We start from the raw sequence: 13,094 nt of genomic DNA on the forward strand, positions 1-13,094 counted from the left end.
TCAGGCGAGGACCGCTGCGGCGAGCCAGGTGGCGGCGGCGAGCATCCCGGCGGCGAGCTCGATCAGCATCGAGAGGCCGACGGCGCGCAGCGCCGCCCGGGTCGAGGGCCAGGCCCGTTCGGTGCCGACGCGCTGGAGCTCGGAGAGGTAGACGCCGAGCACGAAGCCGAGGAACAGCCCGACGACGGGGACCACGAAGAACCCGACCACCCCGAGGACCCCGCCCGCGACCAGCGTGCGGTTCGGGACGCCGGCGGTGCGCAGGCCGCGGCCGGGAACGGCGTACTTCACGATGCCACCGGCGACCAGCAGCGTGGTCACCACCGCGAACACCAGCCACCCGGTCGTCGTCGCGGTGAGCACGGACCAGACCAGCACGGCCCCGAGGATCAGGATCGAGCCGGGCAGCACCGGCACCACGATGCCGGCGAGCCCGACCAGCACGGCCAGGCCCACGAGCAGGTTGGTCTCGGTCACCGGATCAGCCTGTCACAGGAACGTGACCCGTCGGACACGTGCCCGACACACCGCGCCGGAGACGGCGCAAGCCCCGGGCATCGCCCGGGGCTTGCGCAGAGTCTTCAGGGGTGTCGGCGGATCAGCGCTCGGTCCCCGCCGCCGGGGAGTCGACCAGCTTGCCGGTCTCGTCGTGGACGGTCACCGCGATCTCACGGAGCTTGTCGCCGTGCTCCCGCGCGTGGTGCGCGCAGAAGAGCAGCTCGCCGCCACCGGAGAGCTCGACACGGAGGTAGGCCTGGGCACCGCAGCGGTCGCAGCGGTCCACAGCTGTCAGGGGTGCACTAGGGGCAACTGCAGTAGTCATCTGAGGCCTCTTTCCTTCCTTGGTGTCCTGCTCAACGTAACCCGGGGGTCAAAGTGTTCCCTCGGTGTCTCGTCTCAGCAGGATCAACATCCAACCACGCCTGACGCTTCCCGATGTGGGTCGGTGTCCACCCATGAGACCGGGTGACCTCTCCCACACTGTTCGTTCGGTTCCAAGTCTGCCGTGGCTTGCTCCCGTCTGGTTGCCATTCCACAGGACTTGAAACAACTCGTTGCCGCTTCGTGACGTCGCTGCGACGCTTCCATCGTCGCCCGGAGCCCCCTCGCAGCGGGGTAGGCGTGGCGAAACGGCTGGTGGGCGTGTCGCGAGTAGATTCGGGGCGGTAGGACCAGCTCCCTGGGACAGCGCCCAGGATGACGTCGTCTAGGAGTCACGTGCCAGCCCGCAGCGCCGGAGGAACCACCATCGACAACACGTACAACGCCCACCATCTCCTGGTCCTCGAGGGCCTCGAGGCGGTCCGGAAGCGACCGGGCATGTACATCGGGTCCACCGACACCCGCGGGCTGATGCACTGCGTGTGGGAGATCATCGACAACGGCGTGGACGAGGCGCTGGCCGGTGCCGCGCACCGCATCGAGGTCACCCTGCACACCGACGGCTCGGTCGAGGTGCACGACGACGGCCGCGGCATCCCGGTCGACAAGGAGCCGAAGACCGGCCTGCCCGGCGTCGAGGTGATCTTCACCAAGCTGCACGCCGGCGGCAAGTTCGGCGGCGGCTCGTACGTCGCCACCGGCGGGTTGCACGGCGTCGGCGCCTCGGTCGTCAACGCCCTGTCCGCCCGGCTCGACGTCGACGTGGAGCGGGCCCCGACGATCCAGGGGATGTCCTTCCAGCGCGGCAACCCCGGCGTGTTCACCGGCGAGGGCCCGACGGCGGACTTCGCGGCGCAGTCCGGGCTGACCCGCAAGGGCCCCCGGGTGAGGAAGGGCGTCACGGGCACCCGGATCCGGTTCTGGCCGGACCGGCAGATCTTCACCAAGGACGCGACGTTCAACTACGACGAGCTGATCACCCGGGCCCGCCAGACCTCGTTCATCGTCCCCGGCCTCGAGCTCGTGATCCGCGACCTGCGCGGCCCGGAGCCGGTCGAGGAGAAGTTCCGCCACGACGGCGGCATCGGCGAGTTCTGCGACTTCCTGGCCGCCGACGAGCCGGTCAGCGAGATCCTGCGGCTGGAGGGCAGCGACCGGTTCACCGAGACGGTGCCGATGCTCGACGACCAGGGCCACATGACCCCCCCAGGACGTCGAGCGCGACCTCGGCGTCGACGTGGCGATGCGGTGGGGGACCGGCTACGACACCGAGCTGCGGTCCTTCGTCAACGTGATCGCCACCCCCAAGGGCGGCACGCACGTGGCGGGCTTCGAGGCCGCCGTCACCCGGACGTTCAACGAGGTGCTGAAGTCCTCGCGGACCCTGAAGACCACCGAGGCCGACGTCATCAAGGACGACGTGCTCGAGGGCCTCACGGCGGTCGTCACGGTGCGGCTCGCCGAGCCGCAGTTCGAGGGCCAGACCAAGGAGGTGCTCGGCACCCCGGCGGTCCGCAAGATCGTCACCAAGGTCGTCGGCGCCGAGCTGAAGAAGTTCCTCACCTCGACCAAGCGCGCCGAGAAGGCGCAGGCCAAGCTGGTCCTGGAGAAGGTCGCGAACGCGTCCCGCACCCGGATCGCGGCCCGCACCCACCGGGAGACCCAGCGCCGCAAGAACGCGCTGGAGTCGAGCGCGCTGCCCTCCAAGCTGGCCGACTGCCGCTCCAACGACATGGAGCGCTCCGAGCTCTTCATCGTCGAGGGCGACTCGGCGCTGGGCACCGCCAAGCTCGCCCGGAACTCCGAGTTCCAGGCGCTGCTGCCGATCCGCGGCAAGATCCTGAACGTGCAGAAGGCGTCCGTCGGGGACATGCTGAAGAACACCGAGTGCGCCTCGATCATCCAGGTGGTCGGCGCGGGCTCCGGGCGGACGTTCGACATCGACGCCCGGCGCTACGGCCGGATCATCTTCATGGCCGACGCGGACTCCGACGGTGCGCACATCCGCTGCCTGCTGGCGACGCTGTTCTTCAAGTACATGCCGGACCTGATCACCCAGGGTCGGGTCTACAGCGCCGTGCCGCCGCTGCACCGCATCGAGCTGTCCAACCCGAAGAAGGGCATGGACAAGTACGTCTACACCTACTCCGACGCCGAGCTGCAGCGCAGGCTCGCCGAGCTGAGCAAGAAGAACGTGCGGTGGAAGGACCCGATCCAGCGCTACAAGGGCCTCGGTGAGATGGACGCCGACCAGCTCGCGGAGACCACGATGGACCCGCGGCACCGCACGCTGCGCCGGATCAGCGTGGACGACGCGGACGCCGCCACCCAGGTCTTCGAGCTGCTGATGGGCTCCGACGTCGCGCCCCGCAAGGACTTCATCGTCGCCAACGGCGGGTCACTGAGCGACGAGTCGCTGGACTTCTAGCCCGGCGGCCGCAGGTCAGACCTGCTGGTCCAGCAGGCCGGTGTCCACGTCGTACACGAACCCGCCCACCACGACCTCGTCGGGGATCAGCGGGTGAGTCCGGACCGCCGCGACGTCCTCGGCCAGCGCGGCCTGCTGGTCCTCGACCACGCCGAAGGGCTGCCACGAGGCGTCCTGCCCGGCCGACCGGCCGACGCGCTCGCGGATCTCCTCGAGCGTGGAGGTCGCCATCGCGCAGCGGGTGTGCGGGACGATCAGGATCCGGTTCACGTTGAGCAGGTGCACGCCGAGGACCAGGGCCTCGAGCGCCTGCGGCGTGACCCGGCCGCCCGGGTTGCGGAAGATCTTCGCGTCCCCGGGATGCAGGCCGAGCATCCGCAGGGGGTCGATCCGGGAGTCCATGCAGGTCACCACGGCGACGCCCGCGTGGGCGATCCCGTCGAACCCGCTCAGCTCGTGGGTGGAGGCGTACTCGCGGTTGGCGGCGAGGAGGTCGTTGAACGCGTCGGTCACGTCCCGCAACGTATCTCAGTCGAGCAGCGCGACGTTCTTCACCTCGGCCTCGTGGGCCAGCTCGGCGACCTCCGCAGCGGTGCTGCGGATCTTGTCGAGCGCCTCCGCGAGCCGGTGCACTCCGTCGGTGATCCTCTGGCGGTGCGCGGTCTCGGCGGTGCGCGAGGCGGTCTCCGAGGCCCAGGCCGCCATCGTCGTGTCCGCCGACCGCAGGAGGGCGTCCACCTTGTCGACGACCTGCTGGTGGGCCGTGCCGATCGCCTCCTGGATCTCGGTGAGGGACGCGGCGTGCACGATCAGGGTGCGGTCGCTCACTGCGCACCTCCCAGCCGGCCGGCCAGGCGCTGGTAGCGCGCGTCCTGCTCCGTCTCGGTCCTCGCCGCGGCCGCGTCCGTCGCGACCAGCTTCTCCGCGTAGCCCGTCAGCGCCGGTCCCAGGTCCTGGGCCGCCTCGAACCAGGCGGTCACCGCCTCGACGAAGGCGGCGGCCGATGCCCCGCGGAACCCGCTCATCGAGCCTTCCAGGGCGGTGCCGAGGTCCTGGACGACCGTCATGATCGCCGGGGCCCCGTCGGCCACCAGGCGGGCCGCCCGGGTCTGCGCGCCGATCTCCAGCTCGGTGTCGGACATGGTTCCCCCTCGTCTCGGACCGTCCGGTCGGGACGAGGGTATGTCAGAATTGCCCTCTACGTCAGCGAGCCTGCCATGGGGGGATGACATGCCGTCGTACGACTTCGAGGTCGATCTGGAGTCCCTGGCCAGGGCCGCGCAGGGCGCGGCCGACACGATCCAGCTGTTCAAGGACAAGGACGTCGAGGACCTGGTGCCCGGGGAGGGCGACCTCGGCAGCGACGTGGTGTGGGAGGCCGTCGACGAGTTCAAGGACCGCTGGGAGCGCGGCACCAAGGACATGGCCGAGGACATCGAGGAGGTGTCCGGACGGCTCGGCAAGGTCGCCATGAACTACGGCGAGTTCGACAAGTCCGGGAGCGACCTGTTCACCTCCGTGGCGGACACGGCACGCGGTGTGCACCTGCTGGACGGTGGCCATGCCTGACTTCACCGTGAAGGGCAACCCCGACGCGATCCTCGGCCGGGTCGCGACGATGCGGGAGAAGGCCACCACGTTCGAGTCGGTGGCCGACGGACTCGACGCCCTGAACACCGACGGGTGGACCGGCCGGGCGGCCGATCGCTTCCGGGAGAAATTCGACACGGAGCCGGGCAAGTGGCGAGACGCCGGCACCGGCTTCCGTCGAGCCGCCGACGGGCTCTCCGTCTACGCCTCCGAGCTCAGGTCGGCTCAGTCGCGCGCGGCCTGGGCCGAGAAGGAGTACCACCGCGGCGACCAGGTCACCGAGGACGCCCGCTCGTCGTACGACGCGGACGTCTCTCGCGCGAAGCACGAGGCCTCGACGCAGAACGCGGCCGGGCACCCGACCGTGCTCACGATCCTGCCGTTCCACGACCCGGGTGCGGCGATCCGGCAGGGTGCCCTGGACGAGCTGTCCTCCGCCCGGTCCGACCTCGAGTCGGCGGCGCACACGTGCGCGGGCGAGGTGCGCGCAGGGTGCTCCGCGGCGCCGAGCAAGCGCAACTGGTTCGAGAGCGGCCTGGCCTTCGTGGGCGGCGTGTTCGCCGGCGCCGGCGAGGCGGTGTGGGACCTCGTCGAGATGGGCTTCGACTTCCAGTTCGGTCCGATGATGGACATGATCAAGCTCGCCTCGGGAGAGCTCACCCCCGAGGAGCTGGCGGCCAAGAACGACCTCAAGGTCGAGCAGGCCAAGGCACTCCTCACCTCCCTCAAGGACGACCCGATCGGCTTCGGCAAGAACCTCGGCAAGTCGCTGCTGGACTGGGACACGTGGTCCGACGACCCCGCCCGGGCGCTCGGCCACCTCGTGCCCGACGCGATCGCGACCGTCGCCACCGGTGGGGCCGGGGCCAGCCTGCGTGCCCTGCGCGGCCTCAAGGGGCTGCACGACATCTCGCTGCTGGCCCGCCCGCTGCACGGCCTCCGTTCGCTGAAGGGGCTCGACCTCGGGGACCTCTCCGGTCTCTCGCACCTCGACGACGCGTCGCTGGCCTCCCGGATCGACGCGCTCCCACCCGCAGACCAGGCGCGGCTGCTCCGGCGCGGCGAGGACATGACGCCGCAGTCGATGGAGTCCCTGTTCAACGGTCGCTACGACGACGCGCCCAACGACATGTCCTACTTCCACGACACCTTCACCGACGGCGCCCCCCGGGTGTCGGCCGACCACCCGGTGGTCGACGGTCCGCTGGTGAACCTGCACGGGCGTGGTGACCCGGGCAGCGGCACCTTCTGGACCGACCCGGCGGAGCTGCTGACCTCTCGCAACGAGGCCGCCGCGATGGACCGGATGGCGCTGCGGCCGGAGTGGTACACCAAGGACGCCGCGGACGGCGGCTACACCTTCGCGCACCGCGACGAGATCTCGGTGCGGCAGTTCAGCCCCCAGGAGGAGATGCGCATGGACGCGGGCCCGCTGGCTGCGCAGTCCCAGCACGTCGCCGCCCAGAAGTGGGCCACCGGTCACGACTCCCCGGCGCCCACGCACTTCGACGGGCTTCCGAACCCGGAGAATCAGCCCGGCGGGGCCACGCAGTACGTCTCGGGTCTCGACGACGGACCGTGGAGGTCGCCCGTCGACACGTGGACGGGGCCGGCGCCCTGGGTCTCGGCCACCCCGCACGGCGCGTGGACCGGCTTCGGTGCGGGCGCCGCCACCGGGTTCGCCGGCAGCAGCGCCGCCGGCGCGGCGGCCGACCGGTGAGCCCCTTGTTCGGTCGGCGGAAGGCGAAGGAGGCCGAGGCGGCCGCGACGGTGGAACGCCGTCGTCGGCAACAGGCCGTGTGGGACGAGCAGGCTGCCCCCGTGGCCGAGGAGCTCGCGGCCGCTGCTGCAGCCCTGCTCGACGGCACCACGTCCCGGCTGGGTGCGCGGTTCGTCGCGTCCGTGCACCTGCCGTGGCTGACCGGGCGCCCGCACACGCCGGCCCCCGGTACCTCCGTCCTCGCCGGCGTGCTGCGCCGGCTCGGGGAGAACCCGTCCCTCGAGCTCCTGGACGCGTACGTCGCGGCGGACGCCCGGAGGTGCGCGGCGCTGGGCTCCGTCGACCCGTCCCCCCAGGAGCAGGAGCGCTTCATCTCGTCCGTGCCGGCGCCCGAGGCAGTGCCGGCATGGCTGGTCGGGTTCGACTGCCCCGCCCACGACGCGGCACGCGAGGAGCTCGACCGGCTGTCGGGACGGCTAGCGGCGGCGGGTGGGGGGCGCCTGGACGTGGAGGCGGCCCTCTCGTCAACGCGTTGGTGGCCGGGTCGGCGGGAGTGGGTCGGCGAGGTCACCCAGGGCCCCCTCGGGCTCCACGGCCTCTTCCGCAGCCTGGAGGAGCGCCGGGACCTGGGCGACTGGCGCGGTCCGTGGACGGCGGCGTCCGACCTGGCGGTCAAGGGCCTCGGCCTGCCGTCCTTCGACCCGGAGGACTGGGTCCTCGCCGCGTTCCGCCGGGCACCGGTCGACCGGGGCGGGTTGGGTCTCGGATGAGCCTCGAACCGGGCTCCGCGGAGCGCGAGGAGGCGCACGCCCGCTGGCAGCGCCTGGGCCGGGGGGACCACGTGGAGTCCGTGCTCGACCTGGCCCGCCGGGTGGCGCAGCGCGCCGGCAGCGTCCTGCCCGTGATCCGGGCGCTCACCGTCGAACAGGTCTTCGTGAGCCCGGGGCCCGACGGGACGTTGGCGGTGTCGCGATCGGGTGGCGTGCCGTTCGTGCACGTGTTCAGCTCCCCGGTCCGGCTGGTCGCCTCGCTGTCGCCGGAGGACTCCGAGGTCTCGATGACCACGCTGTTCCTCGCCGACCTCGTGCGCGGGTTCGGCGGCCAGGTCGGGGTCCGCCTCGACCCCGCCACGGACGCCGAGCTGACGCTGGAGCCGGACCAGGTCCGGCAGCTGGTGGCGACGGCTGCCGGCGTCGTGACGCCGGCAGCGCTGACCGCGGTGGAGGGCGAGGAGCTGCGGGTCACGGCCGGTCCCGAGGCGGTGACCGACCTGGACCGCGCCGTCGTGGCGGCGCTGCCCGAGGCCCGGGTGCGCCGCTGCGTGGCAGCGCTCGACGGGGTCGGTGGCCGCACCTGGCCGGTCTACCTCGCCGACGGACCGGGTCTCGAGGTCCTCGCCATCCTCGACCTCGTCGAGCAGGCGGCGCGCCGCCCGACCGTGGTCGTGGTGAACGGCGAGCCCCGCTGGCTGGCCGCGCTGCTCACGTCGGCTCAGGACGTCGCGCTCGACGTCACCGGGGCCTGACGGGTCGGCACCCGGCCCAGCAGGGCGAGGGCGACCACCGCCGCCACCACCGCGCAGACCGACAGCGCCGACGAACACGGTCTGGAGCTGCTCGAGCCCGGCCTCCTTCAGGAGCCGGGTGTACGCCGCGCACTGGGTGCCGGACGCGCACACGTCCGTGGGGGCAGGCAGGTCGACCTGCACGGCGTAGTACCTGCGTAGCCCGATCGTGGTCAGCGCGGAGATCCCGACGAGCATGCCGACCATCCGGGCGACCACCAGCAGCGCGCTGGTGATGCCGTGCACCGCGCCCTCGGTGGCGGCCAGCAGCGCGGCGTTGACCGGGGCGAGCGCCAGGCCGAACCCCAGGCCGGCCATCACCAGGGGCACCGTCGCGATTGGGTCCGACAGGCTGGTCAGCCCCCACGTCGACATCCACCCGAACCCGACCGCGGACAGCGCCATCCCGGCCGCCGTGACGACCCCGGGCGGGATCCGCCGGACGAGGTAGCCGCCGGCGAGCGCGCCGACCGGCAGGGCGACGAGCAGCCGGACCAGCACCAGCGCCGCGTCGAGCTGCGAGGTCGGGTAGACCGTGACCCGCGCGAAGATCGGGATGTCGACCAGCGCGGCGATCAGCGCGGCGCCGACGAAGAAGCTCACCAGCAGGGCGCCCCAGGCGGGCCGCTGCGCGAACGCGCCCCGTGGCACGAGCGGCTCGGCGGTGCGGCGGGAGTGCACCCAGAAGGCCAGCGCGGCCAGCAGCGAGCCGGTCAGCAGCCAGGGCCCGGCGGGGGAGAAGACCGAGACCTCGGGGTCGGCGGTGGCGAAGGCCAGGATGATCCCGGCCAGCGCCAGGGCGAGCAGCGTCGCACCGAGCAGGTCGGCGCGGCGGGCCACCTCCCGCCAGCCGCGTACGTCGACCAGCGGCCGTCGCGCGGTCAGGCACCGGGCGCCGAACCCCACCGCCACCAGCACCGTCGCGAGACCGACCGGCGCCAGCCAGCGGGCCTCGCCGACGACCGGGACGAACGCCAGCCCGACGGTGAGCCGGGAGGTCAGGGGTGGCGGCTGGACCATGGTCAGCACCAGGCCGACCAGCATCAGCGCCAGCAGCAGGCCGCCGAGCCAGTCCCGCTTGTGCTGCACGGGTGACGGGTGGGCGAGGGAGCGCAGGGCGACGGCCAGGACCAGGCCGACGGCGAGGTTGATCGCGAAGATCGCCTGCCACTCGGACACGGCGAGCACCAGGGCGCCGTAGAGCGGGCCGACCACGCTGCCGAGCTCCTGCACGGCGCCGACCACGCCCAGCGGGACGCCGCGGCGCTGCGGCGGGTAGAGGTCGGCGACCAGCGCCAGGGTCGCGGGCACCAGGCCGCCGCCGCCCACGCCCTGGAGGAACCGGCCGGTCACCATGCTGGGCAGGTCGTAGGCCGCGGCGGTGACCAGCGAGCCCAGCGCGAACACCACGAGCGACCCCACCAGGACCGGCAGCCGGCCCCGCAGGTCGGCGATCCGGCCGACCAGCGGCAGCACCGCGACGTACCCCAGCAGGAACCCCGAGACGATCGGCGCCGCACGCTGCAGCTCGTCGACGGCCAGGCCGACGCTCTGCATCATGTCCGGCAGGGCCAGCACCACGACGTAGGTGTCGGCGGCCGCGAACGCCACCGCGACCGCGGCCAGCGACAGCAGCAGCCGCTGGCTCACGGGGCGGTGATGGTCGGCTTCGTGCCGTAGTCGTCGAAGGTGATCGTGTAGGTGACGTCGTCGGACTTCGGGTAGAACGGTCCGGTCAGCACGGCCTTGGCCAGCTCGTCGTCGTCGGTGACGGTGAACGTCGCGTCGAAGGTGGCGCTCGCCGAGGCGCTCGGGATGACCTCCGCGACCGCCTTCCCGGGGACGGTGCCGCTGAAGCTGCTCAGCACCACCTTGCCCTCGCGCACCTGCGAGCCCTCGGTGACGTCCTGGGCCGCGGTGAGCAGCGAGGACAGCCCGGCGTCGGGGCTCATCAGCGTCGACGGGTCCGGTGCGCCGTAGTCGGCCGGGTCGATCTTCACGAACTTCGAGGTGAACGGCAGCTTGGCGTGCACGGTGCCGTCCACGGCCACGACGGCCGCGTCGGCGGTGATCCCGCCGGCGGCGACCTTGATGGTGCCCTTGAAGGCGGGGGCGTGGGTGGCCACGCCGTCAGCGGCGAGCAGCCCGTTGACGTCGCTCGGCAGCTTCGCCGTCGAGAGCCCGATGCGCACCCCCGGCGTCTCGTCGAGCGACTTCTTCGCGGCGGCCAGAGTGTCGGCCGGGCTCGTCGAGGACTCCGCCTTCGAGCCCGAGCAGGCCGACAGCGCGGCGGCCATCGTGAGCGCGACGGCGAGCGGGCGGAGCGCGGCGGTCCTCATGCGCACAGCCTGTCACGCACCGTCGAGCGGGAGCGTGGGGTCCTCGGTGTCCAGGAGCGGGACCGCACCGGCCTCCAGGCCGGCGACCAGACCGGCCACCGGGCCCGAGGCGGCGACCACCGGCTGGGTGCCGGGGACGCCCGAGCCGTCGCGGCGACCGTCGGCCGCGGGCAGGTCGACGGCGGCACCGCTGGCCGCGGCCGCCCGCGCGGGCCCGGGACCGGCCCACGCGAAGACGAGGGTGTCCTCGCCCTTGAGGAACCGGTGGCAGCGCACGCCGCCGGTGCCGCGGCCCTTGGCGGGGTACTCCGAGAACGGGGTGACCTTGACCGCCCCCGCCTCGGTGCCCGGCAGCGCCGTGCCGGAGCCGGACGCGGTCACCACCACGGCGGACTCGTCGGGCGTGAACGCGCCGAAGAACACCACCGTCTGCTTGGCCGCGAGGCGCACGCCGGCGATGCCGCCGCCCGAGCGGCCCTGGGGCCGGACCCCGGACGCGGCGAAGTGCAGCAGCTGGGCGTCGGAGGTGAGGAACACCAGCTCCTCCTCGCCGGTGCGCAGCTCGACCGCGCCGACCACCTCGTCGCCGTCGGCGAGCCGGATGACCTCCCAGGCGTCGCGGTTCGCGAGCTGCTCGGGGTTCACCCGCTTCACCACGCCCTGGCGGGTGCCCAGCGCCTGGCCGGGGGAGTCGGCGTCCAGGGAGGTCAGGGCGAGCACCCGCTCCTTGGGCTCGAGGGACAGGAACTCGCTGAGCGGTGCGCCGCCCTGCAGGTGCGGGTGGCTCGCGGTGCCCGGCAGGGTCGGCAGGTCGAGCACGTCCAGCTTGACCAGCCGGCCGGTGGTGGTCAGCGCGCCGACCTGGCCGCGGGCGGTCGTCCGGACGGCCGAGACCACCACGTCGTGCTTGGCGCGGCCCTCCCCGTCGCCGGGAGGCTCGGTGTCGCCGGTGCGGGCCAGCAGGCCGGCCGACGAGAGGTAGACGAAGCACGGGTCGTCGGCGACCTCGAGCGGCACGGCCGCCGAGACGGTCTGCCCGGCCGAGGCCAGCAGCACCGTGCGGCGCGGCGTGCCGTAGGTCTTAGCGACGTCGTTGAGCTCGTCGGAGACCACCGTGCGCAGCAGCTTGTCGTCCTGCAGGATCGCGTCGAGCGCGTCGATCGTGGCCTGCAGCTCGGCCTGCTCCTTGTCGAGCTCGAGCTTGGAGAACCTCGTGAGCCGGCGCAGCGGCATGTCCAGGATGTACGTCGCCTGGATGTCGCTCAGCTCGAAGACGTCGATCAGCCGGGCCCGGGCCTGCTCGGCGTTGTCGCTGGAGCGGATCAGCTGGATCACCTCGTCGATGTCCAGGATCGCGACCAGCAGGCCGTCGACGAGGTGCAGGCGGTCGGCGGCCTTGGCGCGCCGGAACGCCGAGCGGCGCCGTACGACGTCGTAGCGGTGGCCCAGGAAGACGTCCAGCATCTGCTTGAGGCCGAGGGTGCGGGGCTGCCCCTCGACGAGCGCGACGGCGTTGATGCCGAAGGAGTCCTCCATCGGGGTGAGCTTGTAGAGCTGCTCGAGGATCGCCTCGGGGACGAAGCCGTTCTTGACCTCGATGACGAGCTGGAGGCCCTTCTCGCGGTCCGTGAGGTCCTTCACGTCGCTGATGCCCTGCAGCTTCTTGCCCTGGACCAGGCTCTTGATCCGCTCGATGACCCGCTCGGGCCCGACGCCGTACGGCAGCTCGGTGACCACGATGCCCTTGCGGCGCGGGGTGACGTTTTCGATCCGGGCGGTCGCGCGCATCTTGAACGAGCCGCGGCCGGACTCGTAGGCGTCCCGGATCCCGTCGAGGCCGACGATCTTGCCGCCGGTGGGCAGGTCGGGGCCGGGGACGAACCGCATCAGGTCGTCGAGGCTCGCCTGCGGGTGCTTGATCAGGTGCCGCAGCGCCTGGACCACCTCGACGAGGTTGTGCGGGGCGATGTTGGTGGCCATGCCGACGGCGATGCCGGACGCCCCGTTGACGACCAGGTTGGGGATCGCCGCGGGCAGCACGACCGGCTCGGTCTCGCGGCTGTCGTAGTTGGGCTTGAAGTCGACGGTGTCCTCGTCGATGGAGTCGGTCATCGCGACCGCGGCGGGCGCCATCCGGCACTCCGTGTAGCGCATGGCGGCCGGCGAGTCGTCGGGTGAGCCGAAGTTCCCGTGCCCGTCGACGAACGGCAGCCGCAGCGACCAGGGCTGCACCATCCGGACCAGGGCGTCGTAGATCGCGCCGTCGCCGTGCGGGTGCAGCCGGCCCATCACCTCGCCCACGACGCGGGCGCTCTTCACGTGCCCGCGGTCGGGGCGCAGGCCCATGTCGGCCATCGTGTACAGGATCCGGCGCTGGACCGGCTTGAGGCCGTCCTTGGCGTCCGGCAGCGCGCGGCTGTAGATGACCGAGTAGGCGTACTCCAGGAAGCTGGTGCGCATCTCGTCGCCGACGTCGATGTCGAGGATGTGCTCCTCGTAGTCGTCGGGCAGGGGAGGTTGCTGGGTGGAGCGGGCCATGCCGCCATTCTGTACGTCGCCGCCTCCCGCCAC

At 72.3% G+C, this 13,094-nt stretch carries 11 protein-coding genes and 2 pseudogenes; 5 read left to right on the forward strand and 8 right to left on the reverse strand.

What is annotated here, in order from left to right:
• The gene (locus tag KRR39_RS06725; protein ID WP_216941299.1) at positions 1-477 is read right to left on the reverse strand and encodes a DUF456 domain-containing protein; all 477 of its coding nucleotides are present in this window, start codon (positions 475-477) and stop codon (positions 1-3) included.
• Between the two features lie 121 nt (positions 478-598).
• Positions 599-823 (reverse strand): DUF7455 domain-containing protein, encoded by a 225-nt coding sequence (locus tag KRR39_RS06730; RefSeq protein ID WP_216941300.1) that lies wholly within the window; start codon positions 821-823, stop codon positions 599-601.
• A gap of 374 nt (positions 824-1,197) precedes the next feature.
• Between KRR39_RS06730 and KRR39_RS06735 the strand changes: the two are divergent.
• Positions 1,198-3,310: pseudogene (locus KRR39_RS06735) on the forward strand (DNA gyrase/topoisomerase IV subunit B).
• A gap of 15 nt (positions 3,311-3,325) precedes the next feature.
• Here the strand turns inward: KRR39_RS06735 and KRR39_RS06740 are convergent.
• The 3 genes from KRR39_RS06740 to KRR39_RS06750 are packed head-to-tail and all read right to left on the reverse strand — an operon-like array spanning position 3,326 to position 4,452.
• Positions 3,326-3,832: a beta-class carbonic anhydrase gene (locus tag KRR39_RS06740; RefSeq protein ID WP_436972038.1), complete on the reverse strand. Its 507-nt coding sequence runs from the start codon at positions 3,830-3,832 to the stop codon at positions 3,326-3,328.
• 6 nt (positions 3,833-3,838) lie between these two features.
• Entirely contained in the window at positions 3,839-4,138 is a 300-nt protein-coding gene (locus KRR39_RS06745; protein ID WP_216941302.1) for a hypothetical protein, read from the reverse strand.
• Positions 4,135-4,452, reverse strand: coding sequence for a WXG100 family type VII secretion target (locus KRR39_RS06750; protein ID WP_216941303.1), 318 nt, complete (start codon positions 4,450-4,452; stop codon positions 4,135-4,137). The genes KRR39_RS06745 and KRR39_RS06750 overlap by 4 nt, the downstream gene beginning before the upstream one ends.
• Positions 4,453-4,540: 88 nt before the next feature.
• Here KRR39_RS06750 and KRR39_RS06755 point away from each other — a divergent pair, with 88 nt between their 5' ends.
• The 4 genes from KRR39_RS06755 (at position 4,541) to KRR39_RS06770 (ending at position 8,145) form a co-directional block, all read left to right on the forward strand.
• Entirely contained in the window at positions 4,541-4,879 is a 339-nt protein-coding gene (locus tag KRR39_RS06755) for a DUF6317 family protein (RefSeq protein ID WP_216941304.1), read from the forward strand.
• On the forward strand, positions 4,872-6,620 hold the full coding sequence (locus tag KRR39_RS06760) for a WXG100 family type VII secretion target (RefSeq protein WP_216941305.1): 1,749 nt from the start codon (positions 4,872-4,874) through the stop codon (positions 6,618-6,620). Before KRR39_RS06755 ends, KRR39_RS06760 begins: the two co-directional genes overlap by 8 nt.
• A 101-nt stretch (positions 6,621-6,721) precedes the next feature.
• Positions 6,722-7,390 (forward strand): hypothetical protein, encoded by a 669-nt coding sequence (locus KRR39_RS06765; RefSeq protein ID WP_216941306.1) that lies wholly within the window; start codon positions 6,722-6,724, stop codon positions 7,388-7,390.
• Positions 7,387-8,145 (forward strand): SseB family protein, encoded by a 759-nt coding sequence (locus KRR39_RS06770; protein WP_216941307.1) that lies wholly within the window; start codon positions 7,387-7,389, stop codon positions 8,143-8,145. The genes KRR39_RS06765 and KRR39_RS06770 overlap by 4 nt, the downstream gene beginning before the upstream one ends.
• 783 nt (positions 8,146-8,928) lie before the next feature.
• Here KRR39_RS06770 and KRR39_RS24450 read toward each other — a convergent pair.
• The 3 genes and pseudogenes from KRR39_RS24450 to KRR39_RS06785 all read right to left on the reverse strand — a co-directional run.
• Positions 8,929-9,744: pseudogene (locus KRR39_RS24450) on the reverse strand (MFS transporter); the annotation flags it as partial.
• A gap of 86 nt (positions 9,745-9,830) precedes the next feature.
• Positions 9,831-10,523, reverse strand: a complete 693-nt coding sequence (locus KRR39_RS06780; protein WP_216941308.1) for an LppX_LprAFG lipoprotein — start codon at positions 10,521-10,523, stop codon at positions 9,831-9,833.
• 12 nt (positions 10,524-10,535) lie between these two features.
• Complete coding sequence (locus tag KRR39_RS06785; RefSeq protein WP_216941309.1) at positions 10,536-13,061, reverse strand: DNA gyrase/topoisomerase IV subunit A; 2,526 nt, start codon at positions 13,059-13,061, stop codon at positions 10,536-10,538.
• Between the last annotated feature and the right edge of the window lie 33 nt (positions 13,062-13,094).

It is taken from the genome of Nocardioides panacis (genome assembly GCF_019039255.1).
Taxonomy (GTDB): Bacteria; Actinomycetota; Actinomycetes; order Propionibacteriales; family Nocardioidaceae; genus Nocardioides_B; species Nocardioides_B panacis.